General features: G+C 35.9%; 12 protein-coding genes and 2 pseudogenes. All 14 read right to left on the minus strand.

The features are described from left to right. Positions 1–339: 339 nt before the first annotated feature. The 14 genes and pseudogenes from QWZ06_RS14180 to QWZ06_RS14245 all read right to left on the minus strand — a co-directional run bounded on the left by QWZ06_RS14180 (position 340) and on the right by QWZ06_RS14245 (position 16319). The gene (locus QWZ06_RS14180; protein WP_290298914.1) at positions 340–1467 is read right to left on the minus strand and encodes a serine hydrolase domain-containing protein; all 1128 of its coding nucleotides are present in this window, start codon (positions 1465–1467) and stop codon (positions 340–342) included. Positions 1468–1490: 23 nt separating this feature from the next. Then, complete coding sequence (locus QWZ06_RS14185; protein WP_290298917.1) at positions 1491–2360, minus strand: ATP-grasp domain-containing protein; 870 nt, start codon at positions 2358–2360, stop codon at positions 1491–1493. A gap of 294 nt (positions 2361–2654) precedes the next feature. Continuing rightward, positions 2655–3134: a MarR family winged helix-turn-helix transcriptional regulator gene (locus tag QWZ06_RS14190; RefSeq protein ID WP_290298919.1), complete on the minus strand. Its 480-nt coding sequence runs from the start codon at positions 3132–3134 to the stop codon at positions 2655–2657. Positions 3135–3136: 2 nt separating this feature from the next. Next, positions 3137–3625 carry a GNAT family N-acetyltransferase gene (locus QWZ06_RS14195; protein ID WP_290298922.1) on the minus strand — a complete coding sequence of 163 codons (489 nt, stop codon included), beginning with the start codon at positions 3623–3625 and terminating at the stop codon, positions 3137–3139. Between the two features lie 335 nt (positions 3626–3960). Then, positions 3961–5376, minus strand: coding sequence for an efflux transporter outer membrane subunit (locus QWZ06_RS14200; RefSeq protein ID WP_290298924.1), 1416 nt, complete (start codon positions 5374–5376; stop codon positions 3961–3963). A gap of 77 nt (positions 5377–5453) precedes the next feature. Next, positions 5454–8599, minus strand: a pseudogene (locus QWZ06_RS14205) (efflux RND transporter permease subunit). Further along, positions 8599–9786, minus strand: a complete 1188-nt coding sequence (locus QWZ06_RS14210; protein WP_290298927.1) for an efflux RND transporter periplasmic adaptor subunit — start codon at positions 9784–9786, stop codon at positions 8599–8601. Before QWZ06_RS14210 ends, QWZ06_RS14205 begins: the two are co-directional and overlap by 1 nt. Position 9787: 1 nt before the next feature. Further along, the gene (locus QWZ06_RS14215) at positions 9788–10243 is read right to left on the minus strand and encodes a hypothetical protein (RefSeq protein ID WP_034694378.1); all 456 of its coding nucleotides are present in this window, start codon (positions 10241–10243) and stop codon (positions 9788–9790) included. Positions 10244–10359: 116 nt separating this feature from the next. Continuing rightward, positions 10360–10872, minus strand: a complete 513-nt coding sequence (locus tag QWZ06_RS14220; protein ID WP_290298933.1) for a GNAT family N-acetyltransferase — start codon at positions 10870–10872, stop codon at positions 10360–10362. Between the two features lie 556 nt (positions 10873–11428). Continuing rightward, on the minus strand, positions 11429–11656 hold the full coding sequence (locus QWZ06_RS14225; protein WP_106915805.1) for a DUF2007 domain-containing protein: 228 nt from the start codon (positions 11654–11656) through the stop codon (positions 11429–11431). Between the two features lie 61 nt (positions 11657–11717). Then, positions 11718–13043, minus strand: a complete 1326-nt coding sequence (gene lat, locus QWZ06_RS14230) for an L-lysine 6-transaminase (protein ID WP_290298940.1) — start codon at positions 13041–13043, stop codon at positions 11718–11720. Positions 13044–13156: 113 nt separating this feature from the next. Next, positions 13157–14706, minus strand: a pseudogene (gene amaB / locus QWZ06_RS14235) (L-piperidine-6-carboxylate dehydrogenase). Between the two features lie 475 nt (positions 14707–15181). Then, entirely contained in the window at positions 15182–15370 is a 189-nt protein-coding gene (locus tag QWZ06_RS14240; protein WP_290298943.1) for a type II toxin-antitoxin system antitoxin, read from the minus strand. Between the two features lie 82 nt (positions 15371–15452). Further along, complete coding sequence (locus tag QWZ06_RS14245; protein ID WP_290298945.1) at positions 15453–16319, minus strand: SPFH domain-containing protein; 867 nt, start codon at positions 16317–16319, stop codon at positions 15453–15455. Positions 16320–16615 lie beyond the last annotated feature (296 nt).

Here is a 16615-nt window from a genome sequence, read left to right on the forward strand (position 1 = left end):
TCAGTACTCATAGCTGTTTAGCAACAACTGTATTTCAAGTGTATATGGTTCTTTTTCATAAGTTTTTTTATTGATTTGGTTATGCAATATATCATCTTAAATACTCACATCAAAATGAATTACCTATTATTTAAAAAATTGTAGTAGAATTACGACTTTTTTGATAATGAATAAGATAGCATGTATTATAAGATCTGTTTATTAGAAGGAATTATCCAGATTTTTGCACGACACTAGATTAACAGTGATATCATAATTTTTCTTAAAATGAAAACAACTCAGGCGATTACCTGAGTTGTTTATTATTTCCGTTAAATTTTAAAATATTAGAAAAATATTCTATTGTAAAAGTATTTTTGCAATTTCATGGCTGATGTTTATGGCATCCACTTCTTCATTATTAGCGAGTACAGCTATTGTCAGTTTTTTACTGGGAATACGAATAAAATTTGTTTCATAGCTTTCCCAGCCACCGGAATGTTCCAATGCATTTTCATTCTGAATTTTAGATTCTTTTAGACCAAAGGCATAAGGTTCATATTTTGCAACCTGTTTTCCATGAACATCAATCGGACTAAAAGGAGTCACAAATTTTTTAACCAAATCCTTACCTCCTACTTCACCTGATGTTATATTTTCACCCCATATCATAAGATCATGTACATTACTGTGCACTGCTCCATCACCGGTATGATTCCATTTAACCTCATGAACCTTACCTTGTTTATCATAAGACAACACATAATCCTGTTTAATTGGGTATTGATCTACTATAAATGTATTTGTCATCCTTAATGGTTCAAATATCCGTGTTCTGCTAAATTCTTTTATAGACATACCACTTACTTTTTCTACAATTTGAGCCAATAAGAAATAACCTGTATTGCTATATTCAAATTCAGTTCCAGGTATAAATTCAGTTCTTGTCAACTCGTACAAATGTTTTAGAGATTCTTCGCCGGTTAAAATATCGTCTCCATAGATCATCCCTTTTTCTTCCGCCAGTTGCATATAATCGGATATTCCGCCTGTATGATGGATCAGGTTGGAAATTGTAACAGGTTTAACATATTCGCCAAGTTCAGGCATGAATTTATAAACAGAGTCATCTAATGAAAGCTTTTTATCTTTCTCCAGGAGTAATATTGCAAAGGCAGTAAATTGCTTTGAAACAGAAGCCAGATTAAATACATCATTCGCCTTCATATTTCTTTTCGGAGAAAGAGAGGCCAACCCTGCAGTCCCATCATAATATACTCCATTATCATACTTTGCCATAAAAGTAAAACCTGGTTTATCTTTGGAATATTGATCGAGTAAATTCTGCAGTTGTAGTATAGTTTGGGGATCTCCTTTCATTTTTTCATTCTTTTTGTACTGCTTAGGATCTGTTACACCAGCCAGAAACAGATTGGGAACAACCAAAAGCAACGCTAATACAGATAAAGTTAAATAACACCGATACATACAATGTGATTTTGATATAGATATTAAAAAATCAAAGCCTTCAAAGCTTGATAATAATTTTCTAATAGGTTCTTATCTGAATTTAGAAATAGAAAAGGTTCTATTAGTTCGAGTTCCATCAGGTGAAATGAATTATTAACAATAACACCATCTACCCTTGCGTAAAGTGTTGGCAATGGTAAACTTTTTAAAAATACTCCCGCTTGTTCTATATGCATCGGATCAGGGATTGGATAACTAATACTTCCACCGTGGTAATGCTGTACTCTAAAGTCACCTTCTTTAGGTTTTTTTAATGCACAGTGGCTATATTTTCCATTAAAAAACAAGAATGACCATTCTCCATTTTTGATCTCTTCTACAAAAGGCTGCACCATATAGTCTTGTTCTTTTACAAGTTGATTAATTTCAATCAACCTCTCATGAAAATTATTCCTATTGACAGTAATAGTATTTTGGGCTCCCGCACTCACACACGGCTTAACAACTAGTTTATCTGTTTTAAAATTATCAAAAAAAAGTTCACTGAATACAGAGCCTTTCTCAATATATTGTGCAGGAATCACCTGAAATCCTTTTTCCAGTATCTCTTTTAGATAATGTTTATCACTATTCCATCGGATAATATCTACAGGATTTAATACTTTAACCCCCAATTGATCAATATGATCCAGCCAGGTTAGAAATTCATTCAAATGATTATGATAATCCCAGGGAGACTTGATAACAGCTACAGCATAACTTCTCCAGTCAACATTTTTATCATTCCAGATAGCGGCTTCAACATTCAGCCCTTTTTCTGATAGATAATTAATAAGTTCGGAATCTTCATCATTGGCAATTCCCTCTGAAAATTTTTTTTCCATTCTATAGCCTATCATTGCTATCTTCATATTTTATGATATTAAGTTAAAATTTTATCATGCTAAATTCGGAAAATGGAATAAACAAACACAGTCACACTTTAGTAAAAACAAATAGACACAGTTAAAATATCTAGCACAAAACGATTGCTATTCAGCTAGTAAAATGCACCATTTCAATGATATTATATCTGTAAGATTTTAGAACACCTGATCATGAGAAAATCAGGTGTAAAATATAATATTTTGGAAAACACTGACAGCCAAAGGACTGATGAATATTTTTTTCCAGAGAAGAAAATTTTCGATAGATGAGAATTGTCCTTATTTTGAATTTTTAAGCTGTAAGGCTCTTTGGTAGAAAGACTGATTGATAATTTTCTCCTCTGCTTCATCTATAGCGGCCAACAAATTATTCTGATTATTGGAAATATCCCCCAATATTTGGGACATAAGTTCCCATACCGGTTTCATCTTATCAATAAGTTCCTGTCCTTTTGAGGTAAGCCTAAACAGTCTTTTACGTTCATCCTGTTTGTCTTTTTCCCATTGTATCAATTCTAGTTTTTCAAGCTCTTTAAGTAAAGTTATTGTGGATGGATGGGTATACCCTATTTCATTGGCAATTTCAACTACACTTGCCCCCTCTTTTTTATAGATCGTAAAAATTACCGGAAACCATTTTAATTCAAAATCAATCCCAAAAGCTTTATAGATAAGCGCTCCATCCTTTCTCAATTGTTCACTGAGACGGTGAAGTCTGGTGGATATCGCAAGGATTCCGGCTTCATTAATAACATTCATTTTCAATCAATATGGAGTTGGTAAAAAATATCGTCGGCACTCATTAATGGAAAACGTTCGGGAAGAGTTTCTTTTTTGATCTTCGTAAAGTTATTCCTTTCATAAAAACGCTGAGCAGCTTTCAACACCGTTATGGTTCCTAAATATAGGTCTTCGATTTTGTTTTCGTGACAAAAAGCAATTAAAATATCCAGTAAGATTTGAGCAATATTCAGCTCTTTACCTCTGAATTCTTTTTTAACAAACATCTTTCTGATGGCTCCAGCTTTTTCATCAAATTTCACCAAAGCAATAGACCCTATAAGCTCCCCATCAATAAAGGCTCCCCAAAAGTTTCCTCCAGCTTCGTGGTAAAAACTTTCTATCTGCTTCAAATCAGGTTGATCATCTACTGTAATCGGAATATTAAACTCCTTTTGCTGAATCGTCAGAATCAAATCAATAGCCTGTTCGGAATACGTATTTCCAATGGATTGTATTTGTACTTTCATTGTGGTTCAATTTTAAAGTATAAAACTACGTAGTTAAATACATATATACAACAAAAATTTGTATTTTAACTTATATTAAAAGGTGGGAAGATGGAAGATGGGAGATGGAAATACTATTTGACTAAAAATTTATGATTGCCTTTTTAAATAGAGGAAGGATATTTTAAGCCACAATGGTTCTCACTCTCCCAGCAAAAAAGCAAACCAAATAATCTTAAACAAGCCTAAACCTCTACCCTTAACTCCAATAATATCCTTTCTTCCAGCCTCCAGCTTCCAACAAAAAACGTGCATCATTGCTGACACACGTTTCATAATTTATTAAAGAATACTGTTTATTTCCAGCCTCCACCAAGAGCCTGATAAAGGTCAACAGCAGCTTTCATTTTGCTATATCTCGCATTGGAAATATTAAGTTCTGCATTCAATGAATTAACACTGGCATTCAAAACTTCAAGATAGTTGGCCATCCCATAGTTTACCAATTCCTGAGAATATTCTACTGAATTCTTGTAAGCATTCAATTCTTTCTGTTTTAAATCAATAAATGAATCCTGTACAGAAAATACTCGAATGGCATTTGACACTTGTTGTCCTGCGGTAAGAACTGTTTTTCTGAAGTTAAGATAAGCTGTCTCCTTGTTTGCTAAACTTATCTCATAGTTCGTTTTAATTGTTCTTTTATTCAGAATTGGCTGTGCTAATCCTGCCACCACATTAGCAAACAAAGAGTTCACATTAAACAGGTGGTCAATATCTACAGACTGAAGTCCTCCTGTTCCTGTAAGCTTTAATGTAGGGTAAAACTGTGCTTTTGCAACATTAGTTAGCTCAAATGCATTCATTAGGCTGTATTCAGCTTGCATCACATCCGGACGGTTAGCTAGCAATTGAGCTGGATATCCAAGTTTCAAATCAATAGGAAGATTCTGCCCTTCCAGCGTAGATCTTTCAATAGAGTGAGAAGGCTCGCCCATTAAAAGGCTCATCGCATTTTCAAGCAATTGAATTTGTGTATCGATATCTATCAATAAAGATTTTGCATTGAAAACGAGTGCCTCACTCTGTTGTACAGCTACTTCTGTAAGGGTTCCGGAAGCTTTTAATGCTTTTGTAGTTTCCAGATTCTTCTCACGGATAGCAATTGTTTCTGTAATGATCTTCTTCTGAGCATCAAAAGTCAACAACTGATAATAAGCAGAAGCAATAGAAGCAACAAGTCCGCTTTTTACAGCCTTATGAGCAGCCACGGTACCTAAATATGCTGCTAATTGAGCTTTTTCCTGTGCTCTCATTTTCCCCCAGATATCTGCTTCCCATCCTAAAGTGGCAGTAATATCAAATTGGTTCACATATCGTCTTTCCCCAATGATCTGCCCAAATTGGGTATTGATAGATTGGGTTTGGAAGGTATAATTAGGGCCTACAGCTAAAGTGGGAGCATAAGCTGCTTTACTTTGCTTAAGATAAGCTTCAGCAGAATTGATATTCTGTAAAGCAATTCTGATATCCAGGTTATTATCCAAAGCCTTGGTAATATGCCCCTGAAGTACCGGATCTGTAAAGATTTCCTTCCAGGAAACATTCGCAACGGTGGCACTGTCTGAAGGAAGCATATCTGTACGGAAAAGCTTTTCGTCAACGACGTTCTTAGGCCTTTCATATTCTTTTCTGGCCATACAGGACGTGATTGCACCCAGCATGATCGCTGAGAAAGTTATTCCTTTTATGATGTTTATTAAACTTTTCATTATTTGAAATTTAAAAGCTCAAGGTTTCTGGCTTTCAGTCATTAACTTTTACACCAAAAACCTTAAACTAAATTAATTTACTCTGCTAAATTGATATCTTCTTTTTTAATAGGCTTAATTTTCTCCTGTATGCTTTCAAAAATCACATACAATACAGGAATTACAAAAAGACCTAAAACAGTACCTATCAACAATCCTATGGCTGCTCCTGTTGCAATGGATCTGTTACCTACTGCTCCAATTCCACTAGCTAATACTAATGGCAATAAACCAAAGATAAAGGCAAATGAAGTCATCAGAATCGGTCTTACCCTTGCTTTTGCTGCATTGATGGCAGACATTACAATTGTTTCACCATGGTGTCTTCTCTGAACCGCAAATTCAACAATAAGGATTGCATTTTTTGCCAACAATCCGACGAGCATGATCAGGGCAATCTGGAAATAAATATTATTTTCCAAGCCCATAATCTTCTGTCCGAAGTAAGCTCCCATTACCCCAAGAGGAAGAGAGATAACAACGATAAGCGGAAGGATATAACTTTCATACTGTGCAGAAAGGATAAAGTAAACAAAGACCAAACTTAGTCCGAAAATCAGAAGGGTCTGAGATCCTGAATTCAATTCTTCTCTGGTTAACCCGGTAAATTCTACTGCATAATTTTGGTTCAGGGTTTCATGAGCAACCTGCTGTACTGCGGCAATAGCATCCCCGGAACTGTATCCGTCAGAGTTTGCTCCTGTCACTTTTACTGAAGTAAATAGGTTATAACGGCTTACAGATTGTGGTCCGTACGCTTTTTTCAGAGTTACAAACTGTGAAATCGGAGACATGATCCCTGAACCTGTTCTGATATAGAGCTGATTCAGATTTTCAATGTTTTTTCTGTTTTCAGGAAGTGCCTGAACCATTACCCTGAACTGTTTTCCATATTTGGTAAAATCGGCTGTATAAACACCTCCAATATACCCCTGCATGGTAGCCAGAATATCATTTACAGAAACCCCAAGCTGCTTACTCAAAGGAACATTAATTTCCATCTGATACTGAGGATATTTTGTATTGAATGAAGTCTGTGCAAACTGAATTTCAGGTCTTTCCATCAATTTCCCAATGAATTCATTGGTTTTATTATCCAGATCAACATATTCTCCACCTGATTTGTCCAGCAATACCATTTCAAAACCAGCACTGCTACCAAATCCCGGTACACTTGGCGGTTGAAAGAACACTACTTTAGCATCAGGAACAGCTCCTACGATTCCAAATAATTTTTTGGTGATATCTTCAGACGTCTGCCCATCTTTTTTTCTTTCTTCGAATGGTTTCAGTTTCACAAAGGCAAGACCATTGTTACTTCCGTTTCCGGATAAGAATCCTCTACCTGTGGAAATCGTTACATTCTGCACTCCCGGAACTTTCATTGCTTTAGCCTGAAGTGTTTTCAATGCATTATAAGTTCTTTCCATAGAAGCACCTGGAGGAAGCTGAACATCGGTAAAGATAATCCCTCTGTCTTCTGTAGGTACAAATCCCTTCTTCATACTGCTGCTTGCCCAAAATAAGATTCCTCCTGTAATGGCGAAAATAACAAGGGTTACCCATTTATGTCTTAACAGGAATACAAATCCTCTTCCGTAACGCTCAGTTGTTGTTTTAAAAGCAATATTAAACTTATAGAAAAACTTCTGTAACAGGTTTAGGTTCTTATATTCTGCATGATGCTCTGCGTGAGGTTTTAGGAATAATGAACATAAAACAGGGCTCAACGTTAATGCATTAATAGCAGAAATAATGATCGCAATAATCAGCGTAATTCCAAACTGTTGGTAAAATACCCCTGTTGGACCTGTAATAAATGTTACAGGAATAAATACCGCTGCCATTACCAAAGTAATAGAAATAATAGCCCCTGTAATCTCATCCATGGCTTCCACTGTTGCTTTTTTAGCATCTGAAATACCATGTTCCATCTTGGCATGCACGGCCTCGACGACGACAATAGCGTCATCCACCACAATACCAATCGCCAGTACCAATGCAAATAGGGTTAACAGGTTTAATGAATATCCAAATAAATTCAGAAAGAAGAATGCCCCTACAATAGATACCGGAACCGCAATGGCCGGAATCAGGGTAGATCTGAAATCCTGAAGGAAATATATACTACAATAAATACCAGAATGAAAGCCTCGATCAGCGTATGCACTACCTTTTCAATAGAAGCTTCCAGGAATTCGTTGGTATCAAAGTTGAAAGTATATTTAATTCCTTTAGGGAAAGTACTTTCTGCAGATTTCAGATAGGTTTTGATATTTTTAATAATCTCCTGTGCGTTAGAGCCTGGCGTCTGGAAAATCCCCATACTGATAGAAGGGTTGTTTCCGTTTTCTCCGATCCCTGTATAAGATTGACCCGCCAATTCTACTTTAGCAACGTCTTTCAGCATTAGATTTTGTCCGTTTGTAAGAGATTTGATGATGATATTATCGTACTGTTCTTTATCGTTGAATTTACCTACATACTTGATAATATATTCAAAAGAACTCCCACTATTCTGACCAATAGAACCCGCTGCTGCTTCTCTACTCTGCTCGTTGATCGCATTGGTAACATCTGTAGGTGTTACTCCGTATGCAGCCATTTTTGCAGGATCCAGCCAGATTCTCATGGAATAGTTTTTCCCTCCGAAAACGTTGGCATCCCCTACACCATTTACCCTTTTCAGGTTTGGTATAATATTGATATTCAAGAAGTTTTGAAGATATACATCGTCAAGATCTTTATTTTCAGAATAGAAAGACATATACATCAGGGCACTGGTCTGCTGCTTCTGCGTTACAACCCCTGAACGCGTTACTTCTGATGGCAAAAGAGGAGTTGCTCTAGCCACACGGTTTTGCACGTTTACTGCTGCAATATCCGGATCTATTCCTTGTTTAAAGAAAACCTGGATCTGTGCAGAACCGTCATTTCCCGCAGAGGAAGTAATATAGTCCATTCCTTCCACCCCGTTGATCTGCTCTTCCAAAGGAACAACTACACTTTTCATTACAGTTTCCGCATTCGCCCCTGTATAGTTTGCCGAAACACTTACTGTAGGAGGCGCAATATCCGGATACTGTGTAACCGGTAACGAGATCAGCCCTAGCACACCGAGAATCACAATCAAGATTGAGATTACGGTAGATAAAACCGGTCTGTTAATAAAATTTTTTATCATTAGAATTTCGGTTTTATTGATTGAACAAGACTATCCATTTTAATTGGCTTTGGTTTCACTGCTGTTCCCGGTTTCAAACCTCCGATACCAGCTGCAACAACTCTTTCACCTTTATTAATTCCTGATTTGATAAGCGCTAAATTGTCGATTCTGTCAATAACATTTACAACAACATTTTTAGCTGTATCTCCTTTTTCAATTTTGTATACGTATACAATACCTTGTTGTTCATAAGTAGCACTTTCAGGAACCACAAGAACATTATCATAGTGCTGAGGGAATCTGATCGTTCCGCTATTCCCATTGCTTAATAATTTCTGAGCATTGGAGAATGCAACTCTGAACTGAATGGTTCCCGTGGTAGGATCAATTTGACCGGTAATGGCTTCAATTCTTCCTTTTTCAGGATAAAGACTGCCGTTGGCTAATTGTAACTCAACCATTGGTAAGTTTTTGATTTTTTCAGGCATAGAAGCTCCTGGAGACTTTTCAAGGAAATCAAAATACTCCTTTTCGTTCATTGCAAAGTAAGCAAAGATCTCCGAAGTATCAGAAATTGTTGTCAAAGGGATCTGATCTGATGGTCCTACCAAACTTCCGACTTTCAATGGCAGTCTTCCAACTACCCCTGAAATAGGCGCGCGAATAATTGAATATTCGATATTCGCTTCTACCCCTTTATAATTTGCTTCAGCTTGTCTTTTTGAAGCATGGGCCTGGGCTAACTGAGCCTGAGCCTGGGCAAGTTGAGCCTGAGCAGTTTGTAACTGTACGTTACTGATGATATTTTTCTGAACCAGCGGCTTCAGTTTGTTCACTTCTACCTGTGCAGCATTTACAGATGCCTGTGCAGCGGCAATACTGGATTCAGCAGCTCCAATTCCTGCTTTGGAAGCAGCAGCGTTTTCAGTAAGGATATTGGTTTCCAAGCGGAATAAAGGTTGTCCTTTGGTAACATATTGCCCTTCATCTACCAGTAACTGGGTAATATATCCTTGTATTTTAGCACGTACATCATTGTTTACTCTACCTTGGATAGTAGCCGGAAACGTCTGATAACCTACTATATTTTTTGACTCCACCGAAACAACAGGGTACGGCTTGGCACCGTCTTGTTTTGGAGCTTCTTTTTTGCAGGCTGTGAGAGAAAGCGCTGCCATTGAAAGTATAACTAGCTTATTATTCATTTTATAGTTTATTAAGAGATTCCTGAATATTTTCTATGTTTTTATTTAAGAGTGCTTTGTAAACTTCTATTCTTTCGTTGTATCCATCGTCTTTACTTTTTTTAAAATTGTTTAAATCATCTAATAGTCTTAATTCGTCCTGCATTTTTTGGACAATTTTCTCAAATCGAATTTTTTTGTATTCATCATTGATGAAAAAATACCGTTTCCGCTCATCCATCTTGTTATGATCTACAATAAGCTGTGCATTTAACAATAGCGAAATACTAGTGGAAACTGAACTTTTACTCGCGGAGAGCACTTCAACAAACTCGTCAAAAGTAATTCCTACTTTCTCATAATCGAAAAGAAGGTAGGAATAGATTTTTGAAGCTAAAGGGGGTAAGCTGAACACGGTGCCATAGAATTTTACGGCATCTTGAAAAATTTTTTCATCAATTTCTATACTTTGGTGCATAATATAAAAATTTGAACAAAAGTAAAAATTAGTTCAGAACCAAACGAACAAAGCTGATAGACATTATAAATACAAGGCGTTTTAAAAATTCAATGAAACTTGATTTAACTTTTTGCTTAAATTATAATCTTCTCATAAGCTTTCCTTAATCCATCTGCCAAAACCACTTCTCCACAGTAAGAATATCCTTTGCTTTCAAGAATCTTCAGCATAGCAATATTATCATAGTTCGTATCTACCTTAACACTCTGAATTCCATTGGCTCTGGTAAAATCCTCAATATGATCGAAAAGCTTTTTAGTCATCCCCTGTCCTGCAAACTTTTCATCAATCGCCACAAGGTGTACAACCACAAATTCTCCGTCACTCAGCCATGCGCCTTCAATTTTGCTGTATGCAGGTTCATCATTAAGGATCAAAGCAGCGTATACTGCAATTTCCCTATCTACTGTAAGCACATATCCGAAACCTTTTGCTATATCACTTTCTACGGTACCAAGATTAGGATAGCCATTTTGCCACTGCGTGCTTCCGTCTTGTCTTCTTCTTTCAATGGACTGCTGAATGATTCCCCAAATGATGTCTCTGTCTTCAATTTCCGATTTTCTTAGTTTGATTTCTGGATTCATGTTGTTGATTTTGATTAAAAATATAGAGTCTAAAAGACTAAAATCAGAACTATTTATTCTTAATTTAAAGCTGATTTTTATTAACGCAAAGGTTTTATTTATAAAGCTTAAGACTTTAAGTGGGCAAAGGCTTCGACTTCGTCGTAGAAAAAGCGATTGGCTATACGATTACTTAATGAGAGGTTGTCTCAAAAGTCAATTAATTTGACTTTTGTCATTCTGACGCAGGAAGAATCTTATTTGAAAATCAATTGTTTGAGATTCTTCATTACATTGCATTTCATTCAGAATGACACTTTTGAGACAGCATCCGTCTTTACTTCCTTAAAAATATAGCATAAGGTTACCAAAGCTTTTGCATCAAATTTAAATCAGACCAATACAAATTTCTGTTTATCTAACTTTGCTTCTGATATAAAATAATAGTTCTTCAAATCATCTTTTAAACATTTATTTTTTAATAATTTAATGATTGATTTAATTAAAAAACCGAAAATTAATTAAGAATTAATTTTCGGTTCGAAGTAGTAAAATTTAAAATTATGAAATTGTTTTATTAATTTTCACTTTGTTGAAGATAAGCATCAATAATTTCAAATGCTTTCTTCTCATCTTCCAAATCTACCATTACCTTCAGCGATGTTGCTGTAGGGGTTGTAGTAAATGTCAGATAGTTGTTTTCAACGGTATTTGTAATTTGCGCGTCATCCAATTTAGACTTAACCAACTGAATTTCTGAAGGGTTATCACTTTCATAAACTGATACTCTCGTACTTCTTTCCATATTCTAAATGTTTGAGTATCTAAATGTACAATGTTTTTTCGAAAATTACAAATCTTTGTTTTTAAATCTTATTAATATTATTTTCAATTTTATCTAATGCTAATTGAATTTCTTCTTTGGTAACATTCAAATGTGGTCTGAAGCGTAAAGAATGATCTCCACAAGGAAGAATGATCAATCCATCATTGAATAATTCAGTCATCATTTTGTTTCTGTCTTCTCCGGATGGAAGATCAATGGCACACATTAATCCTCTACCTCTTGCATTGGAAATTTTTGAAGGATATTTCTCAGCTAATGCTTTTAAACTTTCCAATAGGAAATCTCCTACCACTCTTGCATTTTCTACAAGGTTCTCTTTTTCGATGACTTCCATTACCAATTGGAAACGAAGCATATCGATAAAGTTACCTCCAAATGTAGAATTGATTCTTGAGCTTTCTCTGAAAACGTTGTTCGGAACTTCGTCAAACTTTTCTTTGTTCGCTAAAACCCCGCAAACTTGTGCTTTTTTACCAAAAGAAATAATGTCCGGTTTTGCTGCAAAGTGTTGAAATGCCCACATTTTTCCTGTAATGGCAATCCCGGTCTGAACTTCATCAAAAATAAGTAAGATTTCATTATCGTCACAGATTCTTCTTAAACCTAATAAGAATTCGTCTCTGAAGTGATTGTCACCACCTTCTGCCTGAATAGGCTCAATGATGATACAAGCTACTTTATCAGGGTTCATCAGAATTGCTTCTTCAATCTGAACTAAAGCTAATTGCTCGTTCTTAATTGTTTCTGCAAGATTCTCCTCTGTGATCGGGAATGATAATTTCGGATTTAAAATTCTTGGCCACTTAAAGAGTGGAAAATATTGGTATTTCCTAGGATCTGAAGTATTTGTTAAGCTTAAAGTATACCCACTTCTTCCGTGGAAAGCCTGCTTGAAATGAATACAGATTCCGGCTTCAGTATCAAGTCCTTTAGCAAAGTTCTTACGCGTTTTCCAGTCGAAGCAAGCCTTCAATGCGTTTTCAACGCCTAAAGTTCCGCCTTCAATAAAGAAAGCGTACTGTAATTCCTCAGGAATTACCACTCTCTCAAATACTTCTAAAAAATGAGCATATTCTTCTGAATAAACGTCTGCCAATGTTGGTTTATTGACAGCCATTCTACCCAACCATTCTGATCTTTCTACAAGATACGGGTGGTTGTACCCGATGGAAGCTGATGCAAACATAGAGAACATATCCAGGTATTCTCTGTCTGTAAGTTTATCATAAAGCCATGATCCGTGAGATTTTTCAATATCCATCACGAAATCGAAACCGTCTGCCAACACATGTTTTCCAACTGTTTCTTTTACTTTATTTGCTTGTATATCTAATGTGTGTTCCATAATAAATTGTTGTGTGATTTAATAAGTGAATGAATAAACGATCAAAAGCAGAGCGTTTAATCATTCAGGTTATTAAGTTTTTATTGTTTTTTTGGGTGCTTTAAGTAAAGCTTTTATAAATCAAATTTAATTCCCTGTGCTAAAGGAAGTTGTGCGGTGTAATTTATAGTATTGGTTTGTCTTCTCATATAATACTTCCAAGCATCAGATCCAGACTCTCTTCCGCCTCCGGTTTCTTTCTCTCCTCCGAAAGCTCCTCCGATCTCAGCACCTGAAGTACCAATATTGACATTCGCAATACCACAATCTGAACCTGCATGAGAAAGGAACAATTCTGCTTCTCTAAGGTTTTGAGTCATGATGGCAGAAGAAAGTCCCTGTGGAACATCATTCTGAATAGCGATAGCTTCTTCTAATGTTTTGTATTTGATTAAGTATAGAATGGGTGCAAAAGTTTCATGCTGAACGATCTCGTAAGAGTTCTTCACTTCAGCAACGCAAGGTTTCACATAGCATCCGGATTCATATCCTTTCCAGATAAAACGCCACCTTCAACAACGAATTTACCACCTTCTTTTTTACATTTTTTGATAGATTCTTCATACTGATTTACAGCATCTACATCAATTAACGGGCCTACATGATTAGCTTCATCCAACGGATTTCCGATCTTTAACTGACCATACGCTTTTACTAATCTTGTTTTTACTTCATCATATACATCTTCCTGAATAATCAGTCTTCTTGTAGAAGTACATCTTTGTCCCGCAGTTCCTACAGCTCCGAAAACAGCTCCAATGATAGACATGTTAAGATCTGCTTCTTTAGTAATGATGATGGCATTGTTACCTCCTAATTCAAGAATAGATTTTCCGAATCTTTCTGCTACTTTAGAAGAAACCATTCTTCCTACTCTTGTAGAACCCGTGAAAGATACCAATGCTACTCTTTTATCATCTACCAGTTTCTGACCGATTTCATGATCTGCTACCAATACACTTGAAATTCCTTCAGAAAGGTTATTTTCTTTCAGAACTTCATTCATAATATTCTGGCATGCAATGGCACAAAGTGGAGTCTTTTCTGATGGTTTCCAAATGGTAACGTTACCACAGATCCAAGCTAAAGCCGTGTTCCAAGACCATACTGCTACCGGAAAGTTGAATGCCGTAATGATTCCCACTACTCCAAGCGGATGGTATTGTTCGTACATTCTGTGACCAGGTCTTTCCGAATGCATGGTATATCCCTGAAGTTGTCTTGAAAGTCCTACTGCAAAATCGCAGATATCAATCATTTCCTGTACTTCTCCAAGTCCTTCCTGCAAAGATTTACCCATTTCATAAGAAACAAGTTTTCCAAGATCATCTTTATATTCTCTTAATTTTAAACCAAGCTGTCTTACGATCTCTCCTCTCTTAGGAGCCGGGATCAGCCTGAATTCCTGAAATGCCTTTTGAGCCGTTTCAATAACTTTGTCATAATCACTTTCTCCGGAAGTCTTTACTTTTGCAATTAAATTCCCATCTGCAGGAGATACGCTTTCTATCGTCTTTCCTGAAGCGAAATATTTCCCGCCCACTGAAGTACCTTTATTTTCTTCTTTAATTCCAAGGTTTTTGAGTGTTTTTTCGATTCCGAAATCCTTTACTTTTTTTGACATAAAATCTTACTTTTCGTTCTCTCTAAAGATAAAAATATTATGCGAACCTCAAAACTTTAATTTTTTAATATGTTTTTTATTTGGACTAATTCCAAACATGCTTATCTTTGTAGGGTAATCTTTTTGATAATCACCGATGGAAAATTCACAAGAAAATAACTCAAAGTTTAAAAAGTGGTTCAAGCGTGTGGGATGGGCGGGGTTTGCTTTCTTTACCATTAAAGGCTTGATTTGGCTCGTAATATTCTACTTTGGAGCAGATTCGCTTCAAAGTTGCATGAAATAAAAAAGCAGAGAAAAATTTTCTCTGCTTTCTTTTTATTATAAGGTTAATTAAATGATTTTTTCTGTTGCAAATAATGATAAAATCCATAATAGAACAATGGATTTTATATTTGAACCTTACAAAAAATCCAATTTTGATGAATTAAAGCTATTTTCAGCGGGTTCTACTTTCCCCATTTTTGTTTCAAAGCTAATCTTTTTTCTTCCTTCCGGAGTTCGCAAGGCTTTGATGCAGGAGATATTCAATCTGACCGTTTACACTTCTGAATTCATCATTGGCCCATTTTTCTAGGAGCTTATAAGTAGACTCATCGATCCTTAAGACAAAAGATTTTTTGCTTTTGTTTTCCGAAGTGTTCTGAGCTTTTTCCGATTTCATTATTCTTGTTTTTGATGCAAGATGCATTAAGTTATATTCCAGATCTATATCTTAACAAACCTGGAATGAGTAATTATTACGATTAGTTATATAATGTTCCTGCATTCAAGATAGGAGTTGCTGCCTTTTCACCACAAAGAACGACCATTAAATTGCTTACCATGGCCGCTTTTCTTTCATCATCCAGCTCCACAATATTCTCTTCTGAAAGCTTTTTCAGCGCAAGATCTACCATTCCAACAGCCCCTTCAACGATTTTAGTTCTTGCTGCCACAATAGCGGTAGCCTGTTGTCTCTGAAGCATAGCTCCTGCTATTTCTGATGCGTAGGCTAAGTGAGAGATTCTCGCTTCCTGAATGATAATACCAGCTTTCGAAAGGCGGTCTGTAAGTTCTTGCTCCAGAATAGCATTAATCTTATCTCCTCCTTCTCTTAAAGTGATAGGGGCATGATCGTCTTCTAAGTTATCATAAGGAAAGCTCATCGCCAAGTGACGTACGGCTGCTTCGCTCTGCATTCTTACAAAGTCAGAATAACGTTCTACATCAAAAGCAGCTTTGTAAGTATCTCCTACTTTCCATACCATTACTACCGCAATTTCAATAGGATTTCCCATCTTATCATTTACTTTCAGCGTCTGCCCTTGCAAATTCTCTGAACGTAAAGATATTTTCTGTGATGAATACAAAGGATTGATAAAGAATAGTCCGTTCTCTTTCACACTTCCTACATACTTTCCAAAAAAATTCAGCACTCTTGAGTGGTTAGGCTGAATAATCATTAAACCTTTTAAAAAAAAGCACGACACTAGGAAGCAAAGCATTGCAATGACAACAAATGTAATACTTTGATCTACTCCACTAATAAAGAAATATACTGCCGCAACAAAGAGTACTAGACAGATTACTAATGTCAGATAACCCGACATGGGTTTTAATGTTTTTTCCATGATTGAATTTTTAATTTGATATTATTTTGATATCATAAAGTTAGCAGTAAATTTTGGAATACGGATGAGAAATTTTGATATTTTTGATGAGCGTGAGATCCAATGCTCAAGGTATAAAGTACACGATTATTTTTTTTTACAATTATCAGCCGAGAGCAAGTGATATAAACGCTAGACTCGCAAGGGTTTTTAAAAGTCTATAATGAAAAGGTTCGCAAAGTTGTTTCACTCAGTTAAGGACGCTTTTTGCTGAACGAAATACCGTTGCGATCGAAAAACTAACCATACTATATATT

It is taken from the genome of Chryseobacterium tructae (assembly GCF_030409875.1).
Taxonomy (GTDB): domain Bacteria; phylum Bacteroidota; class Bacteroidia; order Flavobacteriales; family Weeksellaceae; genus Chryseobacterium; species Chryseobacterium tructae.

Bases quoted from the DNA above. Each gene is read 5' to 3' on its own strand.
- QWZ06_RS14180 (WP_290298914.1), bottom strand. From the start codon at position 1,467: ATGTATCGGTGTTATTTAACTTTATCTGTATTAGCGTTGCTTTTGGTT.
- QWZ06_RS14195 (WP_290298922.1), bottom strand. From the start codon at position 3,625: ATGAAAGTACAAATACAATCCATTGGAAATACGTATTCCGAACAGGCT.
- lat (WP_290298940.1), bottom strand. From the start codon at position 13,043: ATGGAACACACATTAGATATACAAGCAAATAAAGTAAAAGAAACAGTT.
- QWZ06_RS14220 (WP_290298933.1), bottom strand. From the start codon at position 10,872: ATGAATCCAGAAATCAAACTAAGAAAATCGGAAATTGAAGACAGAGAC.
- QWZ06_RS14190 (WP_290298919.1), bottom strand. From the start codon at position 3,134: ATGAATGTTATTAATGAAGCCGGAATCCTTGCGATATCCACCAGACTT.
- QWZ06_RS14225 (WP_106915805.1), bottom strand. From the start codon at position 11,656: ATGGAAAGAAGTACGAGAGTATCAGTTTATGAAAGTGATAACCCTTCA.
- QWZ06_RS14240 (WP_290298943.1), bottom strand. From the start codon at position 15,370: ATGAAATCGGAAAAAGCTCAGAACACTTCGGAAAACAAAAGCAAAAAA.
- QWZ06_RS14215 (WP_034694378.1), bottom strand. From the start codon at position 10,243: ATGCACCAAAGTATAGAAATTGATGAAAAAATTTTTCAAGATGCCGTA.
- QWZ06_RS14245 (WP_290298945.1), bottom strand. From the start codon at position 16,319: ATGGAAAAAACATTAAAACCCATGTCGGGTTATCTGACATTAGTAATC.
- QWZ06_RS14200 (WP_290298924.1), bottom strand. From the start codon at position 5,376: ATGAAAAGTTTAATAAACATCATAAAAGGAATAACTTTCTCAGCGATC.
- QWZ06_RS14185 (WP_290298917.1), bottom strand. From the start codon at position 2,360: ATGAAGATAGCAATGATAGGCTATAGAATGGAAAAAAAATTTTCAGAG.
- QWZ06_RS14210 (WP_290298927.1), bottom strand. From the start codon at position 9,786: ATGAATAATAAGCTAGTTATACTTTCAATGGCAGCGCTTTCTCTCACA.